General features: G+C 58.6%; 22 protein-coding genes and 4 pseudogenes. 10 read left to right on the top strand and 16 right to left on the bottom strand.

What is annotated here, in order from left to right:
* Positions 1 to 30 precede the first annotated feature (30 nt).
* Positions 31 to 459 carry an ExbD/TolR family protein gene (locus IPI80_RS15500; RefSeq protein WP_413861660.1) on the top strand — a complete coding sequence of 143 codons (429 nt, stop codon included), beginning with the start codon at positions 31 to 33 and terminating at the stop codon, positions 457 to 459.
* Positions 456 to 1,103, top strand: a complete 648-nt coding sequence (locus IPI80_RS15495; protein ID WP_413861658.1) for an energy transducer TonB — start codon at positions 456 to 458, stop codon at positions 1,101 to 1,103. The genes IPI80_RS15500 and IPI80_RS15495 overlap by 4 nt, the downstream gene beginning before the upstream one ends.
* Positions 1,104 to 1,398: 295 nt before the next feature.
* On the opposite strand, the pseudogene IPI80_RS15490 reads toward IPI80_RS15495, so the two are convergent.
* Positions 1,399 to 1,808: pseudogene (locus tag IPI80_RS15490) on the bottom strand (IS6 family transposase); the annotation flags it as partial.
* 177 nt (positions 1,809 to 1,985) lie between these two features.
* Here IPI80_RS15490 and IPI80_RS15485 point away from each other — a divergent pair.
* Together IPI80_RS15485 and IPI80_RS15480 are read left to right on the top strand one after the other, a co-directional pair.
* Positions 1,986 to 2,338 (top strand): annotated as a pseudogene (locus tag IPI80_RS15485) (DUF938 domain-containing protein).
* Positions 2,339 to 2,445: 107 nt separating this feature from the next.
* Positions 2,446 to 2,559: a hypothetical protein gene (locus IPI80_RS15480; protein ID WP_413861656.1), complete on the top strand. Its 114-nt coding sequence runs from the start codon at positions 2,446 to 2,448 to the stop codon at positions 2,557 to 2,559.
* 79 nt (positions 2,560 to 2,638) lie between these two features.
* Here IPI80_RS15480 and IPI80_RS15475 read toward each other — a convergent pair whose 3' ends face one another.
* Positions 2,639 to 3,097, bottom strand: coding sequence for a cytochrome b (locus IPI80_RS15475; protein WP_413861654.1), 459 nt, complete (start codon positions 3,095 to 3,097; stop codon positions 2,639 to 2,641).
* 213 nt (positions 3,098 to 3,310) lie between these two features.
* Between IPI80_RS15475 and IPI80_RS15470 the strand changes: the two genes are divergently transcribed.
* From IPI80_RS15470 to IPI80_RS15460, 3 genes are all read left to right on the top strand, one after another.
* Complete coding sequence (locus tag IPI80_RS15470; RefSeq protein ID WP_413861652.1) at positions 3,311 to 3,943, top strand: tRNA-uridine aminocarboxypropyltransferase; 633 nt, start codon at positions 3,311 to 3,313, stop codon at positions 3,941 to 3,943.
* A gap of 105 nt (positions 3,944 to 4,048) precedes the next feature.
* Positions 4,049 to 4,648, top strand: a complete 600-nt coding sequence (locus tag IPI80_RS15465) for a diguanylate cyclase domain-containing protein (protein ID WP_413861650.1) — start codon at positions 4,049 to 4,051, stop codon at positions 4,646 to 4,648.
* A gap of 54 nt (positions 4,649 to 4,702) precedes the next feature.
* Entirely contained in the window at positions 4,703 to 5,086 is a 384-nt protein-coding gene (locus tag IPI80_RS15460; protein WP_413861648.1) for a c-type cytochrome, read from the top strand.
* Positions 5,087 to 5,194: 108 nt separating this feature from the next.
* Here IPI80_RS15460 and IPI80_RS15455 read toward each other — a convergent pair.
* Positions 5,195 to 5,861 (bottom strand): annotated as a pseudogene (locus tag IPI80_RS15455) (DNA-3-methyladenine glycosylase I).
* 102 nt (positions 5,862 to 5,963) lie between these two features.
* On the opposite strand from IPI80_RS15455, the gene IPI80_RS15450 reads away from it, so the two are divergent.
* A complete protein-coding gene (locus tag IPI80_RS15450) occupies positions 5,964 to 6,602 on the top strand; it encodes an FMN-binding negative transcriptional regulator (protein ID WP_413861646.1) in 639 nt (212 codons plus the stop codon).
* 10 nt (positions 6,603 to 6,612) lie between these two features.
* Here IPI80_RS15450 and IPI80_RS15445 read toward each other — a convergent pair whose 3' ends face one another.
* From IPI80_RS15445 to IPI80_RS15435, 3 genes are all read right to left on the bottom strand, one after another.
* The gene (locus tag IPI80_RS15445) at positions 6,613 to 6,855 is read right to left on the bottom strand and encodes a hypothetical protein (protein ID WP_413861644.1); all 243 of its coding nucleotides are present in this window, start codon (positions 6,853 to 6,855) and stop codon (positions 6,613 to 6,615) included.
* 105 nt (positions 6,856 to 6,960) lie between these two features.
* Positions 6,961 to 7,671, bottom strand: coding sequence for a lytic transglycosylase domain-containing protein (locus IPI80_RS15440; protein WP_413861642.1), 711 nt, complete (start codon positions 7,669 to 7,671; stop codon positions 6,961 to 6,963).
* Positions 7,638 to 8,507, bottom strand: coding sequence for a DMT family transporter (locus tag IPI80_RS15435; protein WP_413861674.1), 870 nt, complete (start codon positions 8,505 to 8,507; stop codon positions 7,638 to 7,640). Before IPI80_RS15435 ends, IPI80_RS15440 begins: the two co-directional genes overlap by 34 nt.
* 181 nt (positions 8,508 to 8,688) lie before the next feature.
* Between IPI80_RS15435 and IPI80_RS15430 the strand changes: the two genes are divergently transcribed.
* Positions 8,689 to 9,501 carry a helix-turn-helix domain-containing protein gene (locus IPI80_RS15430; RefSeq protein WP_413861640.1) on the top strand — a complete coding sequence of 271 codons (813 nt, stop codon included), beginning with the start codon at positions 8,689 to 8,691 and terminating at the stop codon, positions 9,499 to 9,501.
* A 61-nt stretch (positions 9,502 to 9,562) separates the two neighbouring features.
* Here the strand turns inward: IPI80_RS15430 and IPI80_RS15425 are convergent, their stop codons facing one another.
* Entirely contained in the window at positions 9,563 to 10,099 is a 537-nt protein-coding gene (locus IPI80_RS15425; protein ID WP_413861638.1) for an Rrf2 family transcriptional regulator, read from the bottom strand.
* A gap of 119 nt (positions 10,100 to 10,218) precedes the next feature.
* Here IPI80_RS15425 and nhaR point away from each other — a divergent pair, with 119 nt between their 5' ends.
* Positions 10,219 to 11,112, top strand: a complete 894-nt coding sequence (nhaR, locus tag IPI80_RS15420; RefSeq protein ID WP_413861636.1) for a transcriptional activator NhaR — start codon at positions 10,219 to 10,221, stop codon at positions 11,110 to 11,112.
* A 12-nt stretch (positions 11,113 to 11,124) separates the two neighbouring features.
* Here nhaR and IPI80_RS15415 read toward each other — a convergent pair whose 3' ends face one another.
* From IPI80_RS15415 to IPI80_RS15375, 9 genes and pseudogenes are all read right to left on the bottom strand, one after another.
* Positions 11,125 to 12,492, bottom strand: coding sequence for an efflux transporter outer membrane subunit (locus tag IPI80_RS15415; protein WP_413861634.1), 1,368 nt, complete (start codon positions 12,490 to 12,492; stop codon positions 11,125 to 11,127).
* A 68-nt stretch (positions 12,493 to 12,560) separates the two neighbouring features.
* Positions 12,561 to 15,679, bottom strand: a pseudogene (locus IPI80_RS15410) (multidrug efflux RND transporter permease subunit).
* Complete coding sequence (locus IPI80_RS15405) at positions 15,676 to 18,771, bottom strand: MdtB/MuxB family multidrug efflux RND transporter permease subunit (protein WP_413861632.1); 3,096 nt, start codon at positions 18,769 to 18,771, stop codon at positions 15,676 to 15,678. Before IPI80_RS15405 ends, IPI80_RS15410 begins: the two are co-directional and overlap by 4 nt.
* A gap of 20 nt (positions 18,772 to 18,791) precedes the next feature.
* On the bottom strand, positions 18,792 to 20,105 hold the full coding sequence (locus IPI80_RS15400) for an MdtA/MuxA family multidrug efflux RND transporter periplasmic adaptor subunit (protein WP_413861630.1): 1,314 nt from the start codon (positions 20,103 to 20,105) through the stop codon (positions 18,792 to 18,794).
* A gap of 205 nt (positions 20,106 to 20,310) precedes the next feature.
* Positions 20,311 to 21,123 carry a 1,4-dihydroxy-2-naphthoate octaprenyltransferase gene (gene menA, locus IPI80_RS15395; RefSeq protein WP_413861628.1) on the bottom strand — a complete coding sequence of 271 codons (813 nt, stop codon included), beginning with the start codon at positions 21,121 to 21,123 and terminating at the stop codon, positions 20,311 to 20,313.
* A gap of 149 nt (positions 21,124 to 21,272) precedes the next feature.
* Positions 21,273 to 21,536, bottom strand: coding sequence for a DUF3297 family protein (locus IPI80_RS15390; RefSeq protein WP_413861626.1), 264 nt, complete (start codon positions 21,534 to 21,536; stop codon positions 21,273 to 21,275).
* A 37-nt stretch (positions 21,537 to 21,573) separates the two neighbouring features.
* Positions 21,574 to 21,714, bottom strand: coding sequence for a hypothetical protein (locus tag IPI80_RS15385; protein WP_413861624.1), 141 nt, complete (start codon positions 21,712 to 21,714; stop codon positions 21,574 to 21,576).
* A gap of 752 nt (positions 21,715 to 22,466) precedes the next feature.
* Positions 22,467 to 22,979 carry a TetR family transcriptional regulator C-terminal domain-containing protein gene (locus IPI80_RS15380; protein ID WP_413861622.1) on the bottom strand — a complete coding sequence of 171 codons (513 nt, stop codon included), beginning with the start codon at positions 22,977 to 22,979 and terminating at the stop codon, positions 22,467 to 22,469.
* A gap of 131 nt (positions 22,980 to 23,110) precedes the next feature.
* Complete coding sequence (locus IPI80_RS15375; RefSeq protein WP_413861620.1) at positions 23,111 to 23,818, bottom strand: ABC transporter substrate-binding protein; 708 nt, start codon at positions 23,816 to 23,818, stop codon at positions 23,111 to 23,113.
* Between the last annotated feature and the right edge of the window lie 61 nt (positions 23,819 to 23,879).

Genomic DNA, 23,879 nt, shown 5'->3' with positions numbered 1-23,879 from the left:
GCCGCACCAGGTTTTGGAAGGAATCACTATATGTCTATGAATGTAGGATCGGGCTTGGGTTCCGAGGAGCCAGAGGTGATGATGGATATCAACACCACGCCGCTAATCGACGTGATGTTGGTGCTGCTGGTGATGTTGATCATCACCATTCCCATCCAGTTGCACGCTGTGAACCTGGATATGCCGGTCGGCACGCCGCCAGCTAACAACATCAAGCCTGAGAAAGTCCAGATCGATATCGATGAAAACAGTGTCGTGTACTGGCAGGGCGTGGCGGTGACTGCCGCTGAACTGGAGTCCGATATGGACGCCATCAGCCAGTTACCAACACAACCTGAGGTCCATATCCGGCCCAACAAGGGGTCGCGTTACGCGGTGTTTGCCAATGTCTTGTCCACGTCCAAACGCAAGGGCCTGACCAAGATGGCAGTAGTTGGAAGCGAGCAGTTTATCCAATGAACACGCTCGGCTTACATCCGGTCTACAAGCCCCGGGATCCATCACGACGCTACAAAGGCATCGTGATAGTTATCGCACTGCACATCTTGATTGGCTGGGGCATCGTCTCCGGCACCGCGAAGAACGCGCTGATGATCTTGAAGAAGCCACTCGAAGCGGTGGTGATTCAGGAGGTCATCATTCCGCCGCCACCGCCGCCGCCGCCCAAGCAGATCAAGCCGCCGGAAGCACCGAAGGTAGAGGCGCCGCCACCGCCTTTTGTGCCACCACCGGATGTGCCGCCACCGACAACCAGCACGGCGCCTACCATCGTCTCGGTAGCGGCACCGCCACCTACACCGGCAGTGATTGCGCCACCAGCACCCGTGGCACCGCCCAAACCAGCGCCCAATCGTGGAGACTTGCGTGTGGCTTGCCCCACGCAGGTGGCGCCCGAGATGCCCCGCAAGGCCATCCAGGATGGTAGCGAAGGCGTTGTGCGTGCCCAGGCGTTGGTTAAGGATGGTGCCGTGAAGGAGGTCACTATCCTGTCCGGACCACGGGTATTCCATGCAGCTGTGAAGGCAGCCATGATGCAGTACAAGTGCACTCAGGATGCCACCGAGATCCTGGCGACTCAGGAGTTCGTGTTCAAGATTGAGTAAGGCAGCCAGTCTCGTTCTGAAACAACATTCTTAAGCAAGAACCCGGAAATCGTAATCACATTTGCGACATTTAAGCTCTACGCAACTGGAATTCCAGTCATGGATTCGGAGCATTGGCACAGAAAGTGGGCGTAGTTTGGAAAAGTCTTTCGGGTGAGGCTGAAAAAGGGTGCTGGCTTGCCAGCTTTGTCCCGCCTTTTTGGCGGGATTTTTTTGGCCGTTCGGGTGTGTAAGTGCTTTGGCTGTGTCGCAATAGCGTTGACCTGTGCAACAAAGCCGCTTTGCTCATTGAAAATCAGAATTCCAGACTGTAGAACTGGTTTGGCTGCGGACATGACTTGACCACCGGGGCAGTGCAACTGCCCCAACTTGATCATGTGCATAGTCTCGATTCCAGCGATCAACTTTTGCGCACTCCAAAAGGACTTGAAAGCCCATCATCGGGTTCGTCACTTGTTTCACGCCCCGGTGGTCTTGTTCGTCAATGCTGTTGAGGTAATTTGATTGGCGTAGTTCGATGTTCAAGCAGACATCGACGTTGACACTTTTGATGGCCGTCGTGTTGGCTGCGCTTTTGTCGAAGGTGATCTTCTCTGGCTGGCCAAGCAGATTGATGGCGCGGTACAGATATTTCCATTGGCCGGCGACTTTGATATAGGTTTCATCGAGCCGCCAACTCATCCCAACCGGGCACTTTCGGCGGCGTGGTTGACCACAATTACCTTTGCCGGTTAGCGACAACTATGTTGGCCGTGACCCTGACGCCAAACGCCTTCGGGAACTGGAACTGGAGAACGGCAAGCTCAAGCGGCTGTTCACCTGAGCACCTAGCGTGCAAACCAACCATCCTCGACTTTTAGCGCTGCTGCCGAGCGCAACTGCGTGCCCATTCTGGCGGAACTGAAACGCCTGCTGCCACCACAAGGGCTGATGCTGGAAATTGCCAGTGGTACGGGGCACATGCGGCGCACTTTGGCGCAGAATTGACTGGTTGGCGCTGGCAGCCAACTGATTTTGACCCGGCTTCATTGCCTTCCATTAGCGCCTGGTGCGGCGATCTGGCCAACGTGCTGCCGCCACTGCGGTTGGACGTACTCACTGACCCATGGCCTTGCGAGTTGCCGCACACGGTGGATGCGATGTACTGCGCAAACATGCTGCATATCGTGCCCTGGGCTTGCACTGCTGCATTGATGCCGGGGCTGCGCGGCAACTGTCATCGGGTGGTGTGCTGATCACATACGGTCCCTACCTGGAAGAGGGCGTGCCGACTGCGGCAGGTAACGGAGTTTGATGCAGATTTGCGCTCCCGCAATCCTGCTTTGGCCTCAGGCAACTGTCCATGGTGGAGGTAGAGGCGCTGGCGGTTGGTTTGCATTTGCAACGTCGCGTGGCCATGCCAGCCAACAATCTGCTGCTTGCATGGGGCAGGTTACGCGCGAACTCCGTAGCGTGATGGGCTAGCCTAAACAGTCCTGCACTTTACATTTGCCCGAATCTCTGAAAAACTATTCACCGAACGAATAGCTTGCCGGCTAACGTTGCCTGCGCCCCCATGGCAGCATGGATAGAAGTACGCCGTCCTTGAGCACAAAGTGGTGGAAGATGGCAGCTGCGGCGTGCAGCCCGACGAGCACCATAATGGTGTCGCCTAGGAATTGATGGACACTGCCCCAGTCGGCCCATTTGGCAATGCCGGCTTGCGCAATCAAGGGCATCTGGTCCACACGAATGCCACCAAGCAGCGTCAGGGCATGCCCTTCACTGCCCAGCGCCAGGAGCGCAGTTGCCGGTAGCGCAAACATCAGTGTCCACAGCGCCAGATGCACAAGCTTGGCCATCATTTGCATCCAGCTGGCCATTTGCAACTGTGGCGCCGCCGGGCGAAATGCCACCCAGATCAGACGCAACAAGGTCAGCAGCAGAACCAATAGGCCCAAGGATTCGTGCCAGACGATGTCGCTTCGCGTGGCGGGGTCGACCCCCTGGCGCATAAGCCGGCCAAAGCCCCTCTGGCCCGAGGATGAATGCGATGGTCACGGACGATGGCCGTGACCCAATGGAATGCGCGGCTGAGAAAATCGTAACGGGGTGAGGATGGCAGATTCATTGTTGTCCCTGATAGTTGATCGTATTCTGAACCTTGCGTGTTAAAGCAGTATTGATCCGGATACACGATGCATCCGTCCGGTGTGGAGAATGTCGCCATGCCCCGCCCCATCTGCCCTCGCTGCCAACGACCGCAAAGCACTTGTATATGCTGCTTCGTCACCCCCACGGCGCATGCCACCGAGGTGCTGATCATGCAGCATCCGCTGGAAGTGCACGAAGCGAAGAATACGGCTCGCCTGCTGCACTTGAGCCTTGCGCACAGTCGGCTTGTGGTAGGCGAGAGGTTTGACGATGCTGTGCTACACGCGTTGATTGCCGAGCCCAAAGCCACCGTGCTGCTGTACCCAGCCACTGCACACAAAGGCCACGCCGCGCCCGCATCACTGGACGCTGTCCAGCTGGCAGACCCCAGCAAGTTGCGACTGGTAGTGCTGGACGCCACCTGGCGCAAGAGCCGAAAAATGTTGCACCTGAGCCCGCTGTTGCAAGGGCTGCCGCGACTATCGCTACAAGAGGTGCCAGCGTCTGGGTACGTGATTCGCAAGGCGCACAAGCCTGGACAACTATCCACGTTGGAGGCGACCTGTGCAGCACTGGCACAGCTAGAGGGCGCGCCTCAGAGGTTTGCGCCGCTGTTGCTTGCGTTCAGCGGGTTTGTGGCGCAACAGATGGCCTTGGCGGCACAACCCATTCATTTCTCTCGCCCCCGTGGTGTGCCGACTTTGTAAGAGAATGTGCCAACGGTGGCGCTGCAGCCGGGATGGGGGGAGAATGCGTGCAGATTGGGGGGGTACACTGTGCTTGTCTATATCCTCGCATCCATTGCGGTCCTAATGGGCATCGCGACATTGGTTTTGACCATCCAGTTGCAGCGTGCGCGCCGCGACACACGCCAACTCCAGCGCTACGTGTCCAAACTGCAAAACGCAGAGCGGACACTCAAAAAACATGCTTTTTTTGATCCCTTAACCGGACTGCCCAACCGCTTGTTGCTGATGGACCGCTTCCAGAGGGCCATTCAACACGCCAAGCGCAGCCGCACCCAATTTGCGGTGCTGATGGTGGACCTGAACAAGTTCAAGGCGATCAACGACACCTATGGCCATGCCGCCGGCGACAAGGTGCTGGTCACCATTGCCCAGCGGATGGTGTCACTGGTGCGTTCGACCGATACGGTGGCCCGCCTGGGCGGTGACGAATTTGTTTTGATTATTGAGTCGCTCACTGAACGCGAACAAATTGGAACGTTGGGCCAGAAGCTGATTGACTTGCTCGCAGAAGAGATCCTGCTGGATTCCGGTGAAGCGGTCAGTCTGGGTGGCAGCGTTGGCTTTGCCTGGTATCCCTCTGACGGCGATTCCTTGAAGGATATTCTGGAAGTGGCGGACGAGGCCATGTACTTCTGCAAGACATCGGGGTTGATGGCACTTTGATGCGGGGCGCATCGTGCCACAATGAACCCAATTCCATTGCACGACTGGCTCACCATGAACATGCTTTCCAGAATCATCCTGATCACCACAACCGCACTGACCGTGGCACTGTCACTGGCCGCTTGCACCTCTGTAGAGGTACAAAACACACAGGCCGCCAAGGAGCTCAAAGCAGAAACGCGTGTGCCCGGTACGGCCTACAACGGCTGGCGGGTGTTTCAGGACAAATGTGCGGGTTGCCACGGGCCGGCCGCTACCGGCATGGGGAACGCGCCCAATCTGGTGGTGCGCATGCGCGATGTGGGTCCGCGCCAGTTTGTCGATCTGGTGCTCAAGCGGTACGACTGGGGTCTGGGCTCCATGCAGGCCAACCATGCCGGCGTAACCTGGGGACACCATGGTGGACGATGTTATGCAAAACAAGCAAAGGTTCATTGACCATGCCCGCCTGGGAGGGCGAACCCCGCGTGACGGCGCACATCACCGATCTGTATGCCTACCTTTCGCTCGCGCACAGGGCACGCAAGGGCCGGGTCGCCCCGCGCCTTAAGCGTTGGAGTCGCGCGCGGGCGAAGAGAAGTCCGTGCGCGCCTGCAATGCCCGCTGACGTGCTGTGCAGCCTTCCGGTGGTCGTTCACCAGCCCATGGCCTGCATGAAGGCGTACATGGTGGTGGGGCCAACAAAGCTCCAGCCACGCTTGCGTAAATCTTTGGACAAGGCTATCGATTCCGCCGACGTGGTGAGTCCGCTCAGGCTTTGGTAGGTTAGCCGCTCTGGCCGGGTGGTTGGCTGCGGTTCAAATTGCCAAAAGTAGGCTGCCAGCGAACCAAACTCGCTGCGCAGCGCTTGGGCTCGCTGGGCGTTGTTGATGGTGGATGCAATCTTGCCACTGTGGCGCACAATACCGGCGTCCAGTACCAAGCGCTTGGATTCGGCCTCGCCAAAAGTGGCGACCTGGTTCATATCGAACCCGGCAAAGGCCAGCCGAAAGGCCTCGCGTTTGTTGAGAATGGTGAGCCAGCTCAAACCCGCCTGAAAGCCTTCCAGGCAGACTTTCTCGAACAGACGTCTATCGTCGTTGACGGGAAAGCCCCATTCGTGGTCATGGTAGTGCTGGTAGGCGGATGTTGAACGGCACCACACGCAGCGGGTGACATCGTGGTCATCGGTAAAGGTGCCGGTGGGCCAAGTTTGTCGTCGGTCATGGCAAATTTTCTGGAGGGTGTGGGGCGCAAAGACCACCGCACGAACAATCACACTAACTGATAATGTGTACAGTATATTGCCAGCAGTCGAGCCAAAAAAGGAAGCACTATGTACCTGCCGCCGCACTTTGCCGAAGAACGCCCCGAAGCACTGCACCACCTGATTGCGCACAACCCCCTGGGGGCGCTGGTTGTAATGGGCCCCGACGGGTTGGACGCCAACCACATCCCGTTTGAGCTGAATGCCGAAACCGGGCCAAACGGCACCCTGCACGCCCACGTGGCCCGTGCCAACCCGGTATGGCAACAGATGTGCAACGGCGACCCGGTCTTGGTGATTTTTCGGGCCGAAGATGGCTATATCTCACCCAACTGGTACCCCAGCAAGCACGAGACCCACCGCCAGGTGCCGACCTGGAACTACCGGGTGGTGCATGTGCACGGACACATCCAGATTCGGGATGACGAGAAATACGTGCGTGGCCTGGTCGGTCGGTTGACGCGTGAGCATGAGCGCCGCACGGGTGACGCCAAGCCCTGGACCATGGCGGACTCCGACCCGGCCTACATCACCAGCATGATCCAATCCATTGTGGGGGTGGAAATTACCATCACGCGGCTTGCAGCCAAATGCAAACTCAGCCAAAACAAAGAAGCACGTGACCGCCAAGGCGCGGTTGACGCCCTGCATGCCCACAGAAACCACGCATTGGCCGAGGCCATTGCCACTACGCTAGAGCCCCGGTAAGCTCTACACCCTAGTTCGAGGCTGACTCCTGGGCAATCAGTTCGCGCGCAAAGTCATAAGCGGCCGTAACCGCTTTTTCTTCACTGGGGTAGTCATTGTGAACACGGTGGGGGTTCCCCGCATGGGCCTTCAACCGTGCAAAGTCCGGGTCACGTTCGAAGCTGACCCATGCAATCCAACGGCCGGTCGGTTCCCGCTGGGTTGAAATCGATGCGCAGCGCCCTTCGTGTTCAAGTAGGGGATAGGCAGACATGGACAACTCCTTATAAAAACTAACCAGGGTGCCAATTTAGGCCACCCCGCCGGTAAATTCAATACACCAACACGCCACCCACAAATCCATAAGTAAAAATAGCCTCTAGCCCTCGTCGAATATAAACAAACTGCTACTAAATAAATAGCAACCACTATCCCCGCAGGGAGTTCCGGTAGCGCTGGAACAGTATTTTGACCCGCTGTACATAAACCTGGGTCTCAGCATAAGGCGGCACACCAGCGTATTTTGTACCGCTTCTTCGGGGCCGGCGTTGTAGGCGGCAGCGGCCAGCGTGACGTCGTTCTTGAAGCGCGCGAGCAAACCGGCCAGGTACTGGGCCCCACCGCGAATATTGTGGGCCGGGTCACTGGCATGCGCCACACCCAGCATGCGCGCGGTGCCAGGCATCAACTGCATCAAACCCCTCGCTCCCTTTTGTGAGCGGGCACTGGCGTTGAAATTGGATTCGGCGTGGATGACGGCCCGTAGCAGCGCCGGGTCCAGATCGAACTGGCGTGCCGCCTGGCCAATCTCGTCTGCATATGCGTCCAAGTTCAACTTGGTGGTATTCCAGTTGATGTTTGAACTCACACCGCAGGCGTAACACGACGGGCGGTACACCACATAGGCACCCTTGGCAGGCGGAACGTCGGAGAAGGTGGGCGTGCCACCCTGCAGCGACTTAAAAATGCGCGGCCCTTTGCCAGATACTTCAGAAGTGGCCAACAAGGGCGCGCACAGCAGCACGGCACCCAGCACCAAGGGAAGGCAACGGTTTTTCAGGGGCGAGAGTAGAGACGTTGAAATGCGCACACCACATTGTCCAACCAACGCCCACCACTGACCAGCACAATGCCCAGCAGCACCGGAATCGCGCCGATCAGAAAGTTGGGTTCGATTGGTTCGTTCAGCAGCCATGCGCCAAAAACTATGCCGAACATGGGCGTCATAAACGAGAAAACGCCCAGTCGTGAGGCCTGGTAGCGTGTGAGCAGCCAAAACCAGGCCAGAAAACTGGCAAACGACACCACCAGTGAATGAAAGGCCAGACTGAGCCAGACCTGCGGCGTGGGGTTGAAGTGCGTCTGGCCGGTAACCAGAGACGCCATCAGTAGCAGTACAGCAGCTGCCACCAACTGGTACATCAGGGTTTGCGTGGCCGGTGCCCGCGCCAGTGTGGTGGTGCGCACCACCAGTGTGGTGGCTGCCCAGGCCACGCCAGCCAGCAGCCCCAGAAAATCACCCCACAGCATGTCGGCCATATCCTTGCTAGAGCCAGTGCCCTGGCTTCGGCCCAAAAAAGTCATGGCAATGCCGCCAAACGCCAGCGCAATGCCCAGCCACTGCACCGCGCCCAGGCGTTCCGATGGCAATTTCCAATGCAGACCCAGTGCGGCAAAGATCGGGGCTGTGTAGAGGAACACCGCCATGTGTGAGGCATTGGTGTGGCGCAAGCCTTCACCCACGAGTAAAAATTCCAGGGCAAATAACCCACCCACCACCAGGCCAGGGCCTAACGTGCCGTCGGTGATGCGCATGCGCTCGCCGCGCAGTGCCATGGTCATCCACACCAGCAGTGCGGCCACGCCCGAGCGCAGGCCAATCTGCAAAATGGGCGCAATGTCGTGCGCCGTGGCCTTGAGCACCACCTGTTGCAAGCCTCACAGGAGGCAAATCACCATCATCGAGCCGATGGCTGTGGAATCGAGTGCCCTGCGCGTGTCCATGGGAAAATTTTCCTGGGGTGATTGCGGTGGTTCGATTATGGAGTTGGCTGCTTTCGTTAATATAGTGAATAACTGACAAGCCATACGGCAGAGCCGCCAAACCATGCCCATCCTGCAGCCCAAGCTCGAAATCCCCTTGTCGACGCGGGAACTGCCGGCGCCCATCATGTTCCGCAGCGCGTATGTGCCGGCCGCTGGTCTGTACCCCGAGCACCAGCACGCCTGGGGCGAGTTTGTCTACGCCTTCAGCGGCGTCATGGAGGTCAAGGTGGCCGGCCACCACTACCTGGCGCCACCGCAATACGGCATTTGGCTGCCACCAGACGTGGAGCATGTGGGCCTGAACCGCTATGAGGCTCACCACTGCTCGCTCTACCTCTCACCGGCTGCGTGCGCGGCATTGCCCCGCCAGCCTTGCGCGTTGACTGTCAGCCCCCCTTGTGCGTGCCTTGCTGGAACACCTGCAGCAAATGGGTGCGCACCATCCCTGCAATGCAGCGCAAGAGCGCCTGCTACAAGTATTGGTGGACCAATTGGTCAACGCGCCCAGCGCTGGCAGCTACTTGCCCACTTCGGACGACCCGCAACTGGGGCAGTGCTGCGCATGCTGGAAAAACAGCCGGGCGACAACCGCTCGCTGCCCGAACTGGCCCAGGCGGCTCACACCACTGAGCGAACACTGATGCGCCGCTGCCAACGTGATCTGGGCATGTCACTGGCCGATTGGCGCCAGCGCCTGCGGGTGGTCAAAGCCATGCCACTGCTGGAAGCCGGACAGACGGTAGAGACCATTGCACTGGACCTGGGCTATGGCAGCGCATCGTCTTTCATCACCATGTTCAAACGTCTGGTGGGAGCCACGCCGGATGAGTTTCGCAAAGGCGCGGCCGGAAGATCAGTTCGGCCGCAGCTCTGAAAACAACGCCAAGCGCATGCCGTGGCATGCTCCTTTGTGGTGCGCGTGGATGTCAATCTAGTCAGGCCTTGCTACCCCAGGCCTGCGCCAGTGCAAACACCGAGTTGGGTGTACCCGGGCGGGCCACCGGAGGGCGTGGCTTCTGGAACACCCCTTTTTGCACGACTTTGCGTTCATCCGCCAAGAATCCCTTGGCCATTTGCTCAGCTGCCAAGCTCTGCAACGTTACCGTGCGCAGGTAGGCCACCACGGTGGACTGCAGGGCATCCCACAAATCCTGGGTCATTTCCTGGGCGCTGGCCGACGTTTCGCGCAAGGCTTCCTTGGGCCGGGTGTCGGCGCTGTCTTCAATGGCACCAATAATGTCGGCCACCGTGATGGCGTCCGCGTTGTGCGCCAACGTGTAACCACCGCCTGGCCCACGTGTGCTTTCCACCAGCCCATGCTGGCGCAGCTTGGCAAACATCTGCTCCAGGTACGACATCGAAATGCGGTGGCGCACGGCCAAATCTTGTAGGGGAACGGGCGCCGGTGTCTGGCGTGAAGCCAGGTCAATCATGGCGGTAATGGCAAAACGGCCGCGGGTACTCAAACGCATGGAATCACTCCTTCCAACACACATGGGGTTGGTTGGTTTGAATGTAAGGTAGATAATGCTTCGTGTAAATTCGTATTTCTAACTAATTCACTTCGATTTATACGAACTAAATATTCGGTATGAACTTCAAACATCTCCACTACTTCTGGGTTACAGCCAAAGCTGGCGGCATTATGCGCGCAGGTGAGCAGTTACACACAACACCACAAACCCTGTCGGCCCAGATAAAATTGCTGGAAGATTGGCTGGGACGCAAGTTGTTTCGCAAGAGCGGACGCAACCTTGAACTCACCGAAGACGGGCATTTGGCCCTGGGCTATGCTGACCAGATATTCACGCTGGGTGCCGAATTGGAGGCTGCCGTGCGCCAGGCCCGTGACGGCCAGCGCGTGCTGGACTTCAAGGTCGGCGTGGCAGATTCGGTCACCAAATCCATCGCCTACCGGCTGCTGGAGCCCGCCTTGTCTGTGGCTGAACCCGTGCGCCTCGTGTGCAGCGAGGGCAACTTTCCTGATCTTTTGGCGCAACTGGCGCTGAATCGGCTCGATTTGGTGTTGGCCGACGAACCCATGTCCAAGCGCATCAGCGTCAAGGCCTTCAACCATCCGCTGGGTCGCACCACCATGAGCTTTTTTTGTGCACCCCAACTGCGACCCCAACTCAAGGGCGTCTTTCCCCAATGTCTGAGCAACTTTCCCCTGTTGATCCCCAGTGCACAGGCCTCCGTGCGCCAACAGCTCGAAGGCTGGCTTACCCGTCACCAGATCCTGCCACGCATCATTGGTGAATTTGATGACGCCGCCCTGATGAGCGCTTTTGGCCGCCAAGGACGCGGGGTTTTCATGGCACCCACCGTGATGGAGCATGACACGATAGAGCAGTTTGGCGTGGAGTTAATCGGGCGTACCGACGAACTGGTGGACGAGTTCTATGCGGTTACCGTGGAGCGACGCATCACGCACCCTTGTGTGGTGGCAATTACGGATGCGGCGCGGGGACAGTTGTTTGGGTAATCAATGTATCGATCAGCGATTGACCACCTGCCAACGTCCACCAACATTTTTCAGAAGTTGATTCACTGCAGAGAGTTGACGGTTTTGTAGGGAGAGCATAGTCGCTTCTGCGGTCAATACAGCTGTCTGTGAAGCCGTCACGTTCAGGTAGCTCACCGTCCCTGCTTTGTATTGGTCCAGGGTAATTTCCAGATTTCTTTGTGATGATTTCAAACCCTCTAGCTGAAGTGTCGACTCATCATGCAAAGAATCCAACAGCACCAGGTTGTCTTCCACTTCCTGAAATGCCGTCAGCACCGTCTGCCGGTACACAGAAGTCGCCTGGTCGGCCGCGCTCAGTGCCTGATCGGCCGCCAATTTTCTGACACCACCATCCAATAGCGCAACTGCCAAGGACGGACCAATCGACCACAACAAGTTAGGCGCGCTGACCAACTGTTCAATGACGGCGCCACGGTAACCCGCAGAGGCAGACAGTGTCAGCGCCGGAAAAAAGGCGGCGTTTGCCACACCAATCTGCGCGTAGGCAGCAGCGACGCGCCGTTCTGCGGCTGCAATGTCAGGTCGTTGCTCCAGCAAAGTCGCTGGCAATAGAGTCGGAACCATTGGGGTTTTGGGCAACCTGCCTGTTTGGGCGATAGCCAGCGTTGACGGTGCTTTGCCCAAAAGGACGGCAATGGCATGTTCCAGTTGTGCGCGTTGGAGCTCAGCTTCCTTCAGTTGCACCTGCACTGTTCTAATCTGGGTCTGCGCTTGCAATACGTCGCTCTGCGCTACAACACCAGCCGCAAAACGCGCTTGTGTGAGATCCAGGGTTCGTTGATTTGCGGTAACAGTGCGACGCAACACATCCTGCTGCGCCTCGGCCGCACGCATCGAAAAATAGGTTTGCACCAGGGTCGCTTGGGCAGACAGACGTGCAGCTGCCAAATCATCGCTTGTCGCCTGCAGCTTTGCATCTGCCACACTGACACCTTGTGACAGCCTGCCCCACAAATCCAACTCCCAAGCGGCACTGGCGTTCACCGAGTAGCTACTGGCCACACTGACTGGCACAGAGCCTGTTGCAGGGCTGGCTACCCGGTTGCCTCCTGCCCCCACGGAAAGAGTCGGCCACAGTGCCGACTGGCTCGCCTGTACGGTAGCGCGAGCAGCAGCAACTTGCGAGGACGCGCTTCTCAAACTTTCGTTGCCAATGAGTAGTTGGCGTTGAAGATCATCGAGTATCGGATCCTTGAATAACGACCACCAAGACTCTGATACGACGGACACGGTCGTCGCACTGGCGCGCTGGCAGATGCCGCTCTCCTTAAATTGAGGCGGTGCGGCAGCGGGGGTGGGTGGGGTTGGGGCCGTCGCTGCACATGCGACAAGGAGCATGGGAACGCAGGCCAGGAGGCTAAGCCTTGGCAATCGAGCGGTGGATCTAAGGGAAGTGCGCATGGCAGTCAAACTCCGGCGGTAGATAGTGGGGTCGCACCCATGGAGGCGTGCGCCTGGCTCGGCTTGCGTTTGAGCCGGTCCATACAAACGAATACCACCGGTGTGGTGTACAGCGTGAGCAATTGGCTTAGCAGCAGTCCACCAACGATGGCGATACCCAAGGGGGTGCGCAGCTCTGCGCCATCGCCACTGCCCAAAGCCAGTGGAATCGCACCAAAGATGGCGGCAACCGTTGTCATCAAAATGGGGCGCAAGCGCAATGCAGCGGCCTTGTAAATCGCAGAGCCTGCACCAAAACTGCGGCCCTCATTTTCGGCCGCGTGTTGTGCCGAGATCGCAAAATCGATCATCATGATGGCGTTCTTTTGACAATACCAATCAGCAGCACCACCCCAATCAAGGCAATGATGGTGAATTCGGTCTTGAATAGCATCAATGCCAATAGGGCGCCAACACCAGCCGACGGCAAAGTCGACAAAATGGTGATTGGGTGAATCAAGCTCTCGTAGAGCATGCCCAAAACGATGTAGATCGTCACCACGGCTGCCAGAATCAACAGTGGCTGGCTCGACAGTGACGACTGAAACGCCTGCGCCGTTCCCTGGAAACTGCCATGCACGGACACCGGAACGCCCAGCTTTGCGACCGCCTGGTTAACGACATCCACCGCCTGGGACAGCGATACGCCAGGAGCCAAATTGAAACTCACGGTGGAGGCGGGTGAGCCGCTTTGGTGGTTAACGGCCAATGGGGTGCTGGTCGTATCGACCCGGGCTATTGCCGACAAGGGAATCTGCGCACCCGTGGCGGTGGTGAAGGTCATGCGCTTCAAAGACTCAGGACTCTGAAGGTAGCTGGGTGCCAGTTCCATCACCACACGGTATTGATTCAACGGGTTGTAAATGACGGCAATCTGGCGTTGGCCAAATGCATCGTTGAGTGCACTGTCTATGGCACTCATCGACAAGCCCAATCGCGCCACCGCATCCCGGTCAATCACCACCGACGTCTGGATGCCCTTGTCTTGCTGGTCGCTATTGACATCTGTGAGCTCGGGCAATTGCGACAAGGCCTGTCGAATACGCGGCTCCCAGGTTCGCAAGTCCGTTAGCTCATCTGCTTTGAGCGTGAATTGCCATGCCGCGTTGGATTGGCGCCCCCCCACCCGGATGTCTTGCACCGGTACCAAGAACAAGTTGGCACCTGGCAAATGGGCCAACTTTCCACGCAGACGGTTCATGACGTTGTCGATGCTTTCTTTGCGCTGCGCGAGTGGCTTGAGCGCAATGAACATGCTTGCGGTGTTGCGCTGGCCCCCACCGGTAAAACCGGTCGCGCTCGCCACCGCCGGATCGGCACGCACGATGTCACTGAAGGCGATCAGTTTTTTTTGCATGGCCTGAAATGAGCTGCTCTGGTCTGCGCGCACACTGCCCATCATTAGCCCTGTGTCTTGTTGTGGGAAAAAGCCTTTCGCAATCGTGATGTACATCGTCACGTTCAGGACGATGACGGCAGCCAAGACCAGCAACACAACGGGCTGGTGGCGAAGCGTCCAACGCAAACTACGCCGGTAACCCTGCACCAGTGCGCGTTGCTTGTCCCCAAACCACAGCGCCAGGCGTCCCTGCGTCTGGGTTGGCCCCCTGGGGCGCAACATGGCAGCGGCCATCATGGGTGTGGTCGTCAGGGAGACCACCATAGAAACCAGGATGGACACCGACAGTACCACCGCAAACTCCCGGAACAGTCGCCCCACAATGCCACCCATGGCCAGAATGGGAATGAACACGGCAATCAGCGACAGGCTGATAGAGACCACGGTAAAGCCGATTTCACGTGCGCCGCGCAAGGCCGCCTCACGGGGCGCCATGCCGCGCTCGATATGGCGTGAAATGTTTTCCAGCACGACGATGGCATCGTCCACCACAAACCCGGTTGCCACCGTCATTGCCATCAAGGAGAGGTTGTCGATGCTGTAGCCCAACAGGTACATCACACCAAACGTACCGGCCAGTGACACCGGTACCGCCACGGCCGGCAACAGTGCCGCGCGCATATTGCGCAGGAATGCAAACACCACCACGATGACCAAACCGAAAGAAATGACCAGGGTGCGCTCCACCTCCTTGATGGAAGCCCGAATGGTGGGGGTGCGGTCCATCACCACATCGACGTTGATGGCGGGGGAAATGGAGGCACGCAATTGCGGCAAAAGTGACCGCACCTTATCCACGGTTTTAATGACATTGGCACCTGGCGCTTTGCTCAAGATCAGCAACACGGCAGGGCGCCCGTTGGACAGGCCGTCGTTGCGAACATCCTGTACCGAGTCAGTCACGTCGGCCACATCGCGCAGGCGCACCGCAGCGCCGTTGCGGTAACTCAAAATAATGGGGGCGTAGTCGGCTGCCGTGCGTGATTGGTCATTGGCACCCAATTGCCAGTACCGATCCGCATCCTCAACCGCACCCTTGGGTCGATTGGCATTGCTGGCTACGACGGTGGCGCGCACACTGTCCAGCGCAATGCCATTGGCGGCCAGCCGGTTGGGGTCCAACTCAATGCGAACCGCAGGCAGTGCCCCGCCGCCGATGGATACTTGTCCTATGCCATCGACTTGCGACAGGCGTTGCGCGATGACGGTCGATGCCGCGTCATACATCTGGCCCCGCGTCAGCGTGTCAGAGGTGAGTGCCACGATCATGACGGGAGCGTCCGCCGGGTTGACCTTGCGGTAGGTCGGGTTGCTGGGCATGCCCGTAGGCAACATCGACCGGGCCGCATTGAGGCCTGCCTGCACATCCCGCGCGGCACCGTCGATGTCGCGGTTCAAATCAAACTGCAAGGTGATGCGGCTACTGCCCAGTGACGACGATGAGGTGATCTCACTCACCCCGGCAATGCTGCCCAGTGCACGCTCCAGCGGTGTGGCGACGGTCGCCGCCATAGTCTCCGGACTGGCGCCGGGTAGCGAAGCCGATACCGAGATCGTCGGAAACTCGACCTGTGGCAGGGGCGCAATCGGCAGCAAGAAAAATGCGATGGCACCAGCAAGGGCAATGCCCAGCGTGACCAGCGCCGTTCCCACCGGTCGGGCGATGAACGGCGCGGAAATGTTCATGCCGACTCCACCTGCACCGGTGCCGTGCCACGGAGCTTCTGCGCCAACGCAGCAAAGCCCAGGTAAATCACGGGTGTTGTAAACAGGGTGAGCAACTGACTCACGATCAGACCACCAACCATGACCACTCCCAGTGGGTGACGCAACTCGCTACCCACACCGGTACCCAGCATCAGTGGCAAAGCACCCAGCAATGCGGCCATGGTGGTCATCAAGATGGGGCGAAACCGCAGCAGGCAGGCCTGGTGAATGGCGTCCCGAGGGGAAAGCCCCTCGGTGCGCTGCGCATCCAGCGCAAAGTCAATCATCATGATGGCGTTCTTCTTGACGATGCCAATTAGCAGCACGATACCAATGATGGCAATGATGCCAAGATCCAGCTTGAAGGCCAGCAATGCCAGCAGTGCCCCCAGCCCGGCCGACGGCAGTGTGGAGAGAATGGTCAGTGGATGGATATAACTCTCGTACAGCACACCCAGCACGATGTACATGGTGATGATGGCCGCCACAATCAACAACAGGGTGCTGGTGAGAGAGGCCTGAAATGCCAGGGCCGAGCCCTGAAAGCTGGTCTCCACACTAATGGGCATTTGGAGCGCAGCTTCTTCCGCCTTGATGGCATCGACCGCCGAACCCAAAGAAGCGCCGGGTGCCACGTTGAATGAAATGGTGGCCGCCGGGAACTGGGCTACGTGGTTGACCGCCAGGGGTGCAGTGCGTTCCGTCACATTGGCCACCGTCGACAAGGGAACCTGTACGCCACCGGTTCCGGCGACATACAGGCTGGCGAGTGCGTCGGGCCCAAACTTGAAAGAGGGGGCCACTTCAAGGACAACTCGGTATTGGTTGCTTTGGGTAAAGATGGTGGAGATCAGGCGTTGGCCAAACGCGTTGTAGAGCGCACTGTCAATGGCGGCCACCGTGACGCCCATCCGTCCTGCCGTGTCGCGGTCAATGTTCACATAGGCTTGCAAACCCTGCTCCTGCTGGTCACTGGTCACATCGGCCAGTTGTGGCAGTTGGCGCAAACGCGCCAGCAAGGCCGTGGTGGTGCGCGACAGTTCGTTGATATCGGGTGAGCTGAGCGTAAATTGGTACTGTGTCTTGGAAATGCGGTCTTCGATGCTCAGGTCCTGCACCGGCTGCATGAACAGGCTAATGCCCGGCACATTGCGCGTGCTGGCATCAAGCCGCTGCGCAACGGCACTGGCAGAGATACCACGCTGCTTCAACGGCTTGAGGGAGATCAGCATGCGCCCTGCATTCAGGGTTGCATTGGCACCATCGACACCGATAAAGGATGACACACTCTCCACCGCCGGATCTTTCAGAATGATGGCCGCCATGGTCTGCTGGTGCTCGGCCATGGCCGCAAAGGAGGTTGACTGGGACGCCTCTGTGATGGCCTGGATGGCCCCGGTGTCCTGCACTGGGAAAAACCCCTTGGGAACCACCAGATACAACAAACCGGTGAGGACCAACGTCAACACAAAGACGAGCATCGTCGCAGTATGGCGATCCAGCACCCACGTCAATGCACGACCATACACGGCAATCGTTTGATCAAACGCACGCCCGACCGCTCGCGAAACACGGCTCTTGTTCTCCTCAGGCTCGTGGCGCAAGAGCCGCGCGCACATCATGGGAGTGAGGGTGAGCGATACAAATGCAGAGATCAGGATAGATACCGCCAGGGTAATGGCGAACTCGTGGAACAAGCGCCCCACCACGTCGCCCATGAACAGCAGCGGAATCAGTACGGCGATCAAAGACACCGTGAGCGAGATGATGGTGAACCCAATCTGCTTGGAGCCTTTGAACGCTGCCGCCATGGGCGACTCTCCCTGCTCAACGTACCGGGATATGTTCTCGATCATCACAATGGCATCGTCCACCACAAAGCCCGTGGAAATAACCAGCGCCATCAAGGTCAGGTTATTGATGGAAAACCCAATCATGTACATCACCCCAAATGTGCCCACCAGAGAGAGTGGTACCGCGACACTGGGAATGATGGTGGCCGGGACGCTGCGCAGAAAGACAAAAATCACCATGACCACCAGCGCAATCGCCAGTAGCAACTCGATTTCCACATCGTCCACCGAGGCCCGAATGGTGGTGGTGCGGTCACTCAACACCCGGACATCAATGGACGCGGGCAAGGCCGCCTGCAACTGGGGCAAAACTGCTTTGACGCGGTCCACGGTTTGAATCACATTGGCACCCGGCTGGCGTTGCACGTTCAGAATGACGGCAGGGGTTGCATCGGCCCAGGCGGCCAGACGCAAATTTTCTGCATCGTCCACCAAACGCGCCACGTCTTGCAACCGAACCGGGTTGCCGTTTTTATAGGCGATGACCAGCGTGGCGTATTCCGCAGCGGTCTTGAGTTGGTCATTGGCGTCGATGGTGGAGGCCCGCAATGGGCCATCAAAACTGCCCTTGGCTTGGTTGACGTTGGCTGCGCCTATGGCGTTGCGGACATCATCCAGCGACAAGCCCAACGCCGCCAATGCGGTCGGGTTGGCCTGGATGCGCACGGCGGGTCTGCGCCCACCGGCGATGCTGACCAGCCCCACACCGGGAACCTGCGAGATCTTTTGTGCCAGCCGGGTTTCCACCAGATCATGCACACGGATCACGGGCAAGGCGGGTGAGGTGACCGCAATGGTCATGATCGGTGCGGCGGCGGGGTTGACCTTGCTGTACACCGGCGGCATGGGCAAATCGTTGGGAAGCAGATTCGAGCCCGCGTTGATGGCGGCCTGCACCTCTTGCTCAGCCACGTCGAGCGAAAGACTCAAATCAAAACGCAGGGTGATGACCGATGCCCCGCCGGAGCTGGTCGACGACATTTGCGCCAATCCCGGCATCTGCCCAAACTGGCGCTCCAGGGGGGCTGTCACCGACGAGGTCATCACATCGGGGCTGGCCCCAGGGTACAGCGTGGTGACCTCAATGGTCGGGTAGTCCACCTCGGGTAAAGCGGCTATCGGTAGCAACCGGTAAGCCAACAAGCCCGCCAACAGGATGGCCAGCATCATCAGCGAGGTAGCGATGGGCCGCTCTATAAACAGGCGTGAGGGATTCATGGTGCAAGTCCGGCCGCAGGCTATTGGGTCGAACTGTTGGGCCTGGAGGCCGCTCTGGCCGCACCGTCCGGGCGATGGTGGCCACCACCGCTGCCACCGCCCTTTCCACCGCCACCTTTGGCTGCTCCGGCGTTGTCTTTGGAAGGGGCAATGACCTCAACCGTGGCACCGTCACGCAAACGGTCCGCACCGTCTGTGACCACCTTGTCACCCGCCTTCAAATCGGATTCAATGGCCACCCAGTCACCATCGGCAGCACCGGCTTTAACTAGCCGCATAGCAACCACACCGTTGTCTGCAGCAACATAGACAAATGTGCCAGGCGCACCGCGCTGAACCGCCGCACTGGGTACCGCGAGCCCGCCGGTAATGGTGTTCAATTGCAGACGCACATTGACAAACTGGTTGGGAAACAGGCTGTTGTCCTTATTCGCGAACTGGGCCTTGACCCTGATCGTGCCGGTGGTCGTGTCAATGGCGTTGTCCGTACTGGAAACCCGCCCTTCGGCCAGCAGTGTCTTTTGATCCCGGTCCCTGGCCTCACCCCGCATGGCGGTGTTGGCATTGAGCTGTTGGCGAATACGCGGCAGGTTCACGTCGGGCACCGAGAACACCACATTAACGGGCTGCGTCTGGGTGATGGAGACCAAACCATTGGCATCGGCAGCGTGAACGATATTGCCCAGGTCTGCTTGCTTGAGACCCGTCAGGCCTGAAATTGGCGCGAGAACCCGCGTGTAGGACAGCTGCAATTGGGCGTTGTCGACATTGGCCTGGTCTGACAGCACCGTCCCTTGCAATTGCTGAACCAATGCCTCCTGGGTGTCGGCTTGCTGTTTGGGTGCGGCATCCTTGGCCAGCAGATCGCGGTAACGTTGCAGATCCAGTTGGGCATTGCGAAGCAACGCCTGATCCCGTGCCAGCGTTCCCTGGGCCTGAGTCAATGCAATTTGAAACGGCCTTGGATCAATTTGCGCCAGTGGCTGCCCAGCTTGCACACTTTGGCCTTCTTTGAAGAAAATCGCTTTGAGTTCACCGTCAACGCGCGCACGAACGACGGCGGTATTGTTCGCCGCAATGGTTCCGATGGCATTGACGGTGACGCGGATGTCGCGTTGCTGGACAGTCGCCACGGAAACCGGCTGGCTTCTATCGCTGGCTCCGAACCGGCCGCTGCTGGCACCAGACGCAACGGATTTTCCGTTGTGGTGGTAATGCCACCAAATCGCACCACCCATCAAGACTAAAACAAATACCTCTAACCAAACCCACTTGCGAACGAAGTACAACCAATGTGAAGACTGCCCAGTGGAAATATCAGAATGGGAGTTCATGGGAATGCCTTCTCGATTGGATGCGGAACAATGTAACTTACTGGGATAGGCTTTGTGGGAAAACGTTTCTCATGGGCTCGGTTTGGATGCTCCATTTCGCACTGTTTCTCTGCACCCAACAGATGGCGGAACAGTGAATCCCAATGTAAAGTTCATCAGTTAACCGGACATGAAGGGCGGGTGCGGGATCTGTAAAGTTGATGGATCAGTGCGACACACGGGCCAGCATCGCCGCAGTCGACAAAAGTATGGAAAACCACATTTCGAGCCAAAAGGTTCGGATGAGAATGGCATTGCAGGCGGCGCCGGTAGCGGTGGGCGTAAATACTTTTTGCAACGCCAGCGTCCGGGGAAGCAATACCAAAGGCAGCAGCATCCAGGGCTGGCGCAGCGCCAGAGCCATCAGCACGGGCATGACCCAGGTCGCACTCAACAGGATGCGGTACAAACGCCACGATGCCGTCTGCCCCCACGTAACGGCAAAGGTACGCCGCCCGGCCAGGTGATCGTGTGCAATATCGCGGTGGTTATTAACCACCAGTGCTGCCGCTGCCAGCGCGCCTACAGCTACCGCCGCCATCAAGCCTCCGATGCTGACACCGCCCGTGAGCAACCACTGCGTACCCAGCACCGCCACCAACCCAAAGAACACAAAAACCGTCAGCTCCCCAAAAGCGGTATAGGCGATGGGGCGCGGCCCACCCATATAAGCCAACGCCGCGCACAGTGACGCCACGCCCATGGCCAGCACCGGCCAACCCCGCAGGGCCACCAATGACAAGCCCAAGCCGCAGGCCAGCACACTCAGGATGAGAATGGCGATGCGCACCTGGCGCGTGCTCAGCCAGCCCATGGTGGTGGCACGTGGCAGGCCGGTGTGGGCGCCAAGATGCTGGGCACCCCGTGTGGTGAAGCCTACGTCGTTTTGCAAGTTGGTGATGAGTTGCATCAGCACCGCTGCGGCTAGTGCCAGGGCCGCGAGTTTCCAGTCCAATGCGCCAGATTGCCAATAGCCCATGCTCGCGCCAACACCCACGGGTGCCAGAGCAAGTAGCAGGCTGGGGGCGCACCGCCGCTGCCCAGGCACGCAAGGTGGATGGGGGGCTAACGGCTGGGATTCCAATGTCAAGCAATGCGGCCCAATGGAATGGCAACCACTCAGCGGTCTTAGCGGTAATACGCCTCAACTTTGCCCTTGAGTTTGATGAGCAAGGGCCGGCCCTTGCGGTCTACGGTTTTGCCAGCAGGTACTTTGACCCAGCCTTCGCTGACACAGTATTCCTCTACGTCGCCACGTTCCTTGTCGTTGAAGCGGATGCCGATTTCGTGCTCGAACACAGCGGCCACGTGGTGGGGGCTGCGCGGATCAACCGACAGGTGGTCGGGCAGTGGGGTAGGTTGAGAATCGGGTGCTACAGAAGTGTCGTTCATGGTGCAGTTTCAAAATGGGTTGTTAAGTGGTTCGGCATCAGCCCAGCAAGCGAGCCATACCGTAAACCGACAGCGGGCCCGACACCACTAGCATGGCGGCCTTGGTGCCGCGTGCACCCACCAGCGTGCCGACAAGGCTACAAGCCAGGATGGCGCCAAAAATGTAGGTTGTTTTCATTGGGGTGATGGTAAGGCATCGACTGCAGCCACTGGTTGGACGGCCCACAATTTTGCGTTAAGGTAGGCACATGGAGACTCCAATTGCCTGCGCGTGCTGCAACACGCCGATGCACACGTTTCGCTGCCAGAATAAGGTAGATGGCGAAGTGGCGCTGGACTTATGCTTTGGTTGCCAGTCCATTTGGTTTGACCAGTTTGAAAGCCTGCAGATGGCACCGTCCGGCATTCTGGAATTGTTCCGGCTGATTCATGAACACAACACTACGCCCCGCCACGCTTGGGGCTCAAAGTTAAAGTGCCCGCGCTGCGAGGACCGCTTGGTACAGAGCTTCGACCTTTGCAAGAACGGCAAGTTCACCTACTACCGCTGCACCCAACAACACGGTCGCTTCACCGCTTTTTCAGCCCTGATGGTGGAAAAAGGCTTTGTACGACAGCTCACCGTTCAAGAAATTGAGGCCCTGGCGAAGCAGGTGCAGGTGGTGCGGTGCAGCAGTTGTGGGGCACCGGTGGACATTCGCACGCAGTCGGCATGTGGCTACTGCCACGCTCCCATCACCATACTGGACCCCATCGCAGTCGAGAAAGCACTGGGCCAGCTGGTGGAAGGTGCCAAGCCACCAAAGCCATTGGACCCGAACATCGTCGCAGACATGTTGCTGGACCACGCGCGTCAGAGATGGGAAGCCCAATTGACGCTGGCAAAAGCCGGTCAGTGGTCCGCGCTGGATGACAATCCGGTGGATCTGGTCACCAGTGGATTGGCAGCAGCAGAGATACCACATGTTCGGTGGCGTGGGCGTGGTCCTTGGCGCTCAGGCGCTTGCAACCCAACACGGCGCAGACCTGCACGTCAAAATCAGCATAGGTCTGGGTCGCAGCCCAGATGGTGAAGAACAGGTGCACCGGGTCCACCGGGGCCATGCGGCCCGCGTCCACCCAGCTCTGCACCACTGCGGCCCTCTTCTGCACCATGGGGCGCAGTTCGCTGCTCAAAATGGTTTTGACAATCGGCGCGCCATGCAGCATTTCATTGGCATACACCTTGGAACCATCAGGCCGCTGGGCCGACAGGGCCATCTTGGCGCGAATGTACTGCTCCAGGGCGGTGCGCGGGTCAGCTTCAGCATTGATGCCATGCGTGGGCACCAGCCAGGCATTGAGGATGCGCGCCAGCACGGCGCGGTAGAGCACATCTTTAGAGCCAAAGTAATAGTGCAAGTCGGCCTTGGGCAGGCCGCTTTCGGTGGCGATGGCGGCCATGGTGGCCCCACCAAAACCGGCGCGGGCAAACACCCGCTCGGCTGCCGAGAATCAGGGCCTCATTCGTGGGCGAATGAGGCCCTTGGCGCTGTCGTGCAACCGGTGCCACGAGAGTGCGCCTTCTTTACCTTTTACTTCTGCGCAGCGTCCCAAATCACGTGCGAGTAAGCTGCCTTGCCGGGATCTTTTTTTGATGACTGGCGAGCTGCCACCGGCAACAACACCTTAACGGTGCGCTCATACGCAGCAGGGTCCAGGTAACCGATCTTGGGGGTGCCGGCATTGGTAATCAGCTTGGCCACGTTTTCCATCTGGCGCGTCTGCACTTTCAGCGTGGCGCTGCCGGAAGCGTCTGCCGCCACCACCGCCTTGGCGGCTTCGGCCGGGTTCTTCACGGCTTCATTCCAACCCTTGAATGAGGCTTTGAGGAACTTGGCCATGCGCGCCACAAAAGCCGGGTCTTTGAGCTTGGCTTCCATTACGTACAGACCATCTTCCAGCGTGGCCACGCCTTCCTTTTCATAGAAGAAGGTGACCAGGTCTTTTTCCTTGATGCCAGCATCCACCAACTGCCAGTACTCGTTGTAGATCATGGTCGAGATACAAGCGGCCTGATTTTGCAACAACGGGTCTACGTTGAAGCCCTGTTTGAGGACCTTGATGTCAGTGTCGGGCTTGTAGCCGAGCTTGTTCATCCAGTTGAGGAACGGGTATTCGTTGCCACCGTACCAAACACCTAGAGTCTTGCCTTTGAGGTCTTTGGGGCTGTTCACACCGCTGGACTTTTTGCAGGTCAGCATCAGGCCAGACTGGTTGTACACCTGGGCAATATTGACCAAGCGGCACACCGGCTTCGCGCGAGGCTAGGGCCGAAGGCATCCAGTCCACCATCACGTCGGC

This window comes from Candidatus Aalborgicola defluviihabitans, from assembly GCF_016705985.1.
In the GTDB taxonomy this organism is placed as follows: Bacteria; Pseudomonadota; Gammaproteobacteria; order Burkholderiales; family Burkholderiaceae_C; genus Allorhodoferax; species Allorhodoferax defluviihabitans.
This window is presented reverse-complemented; position numbering and strand designations above follow the sequence as displayed.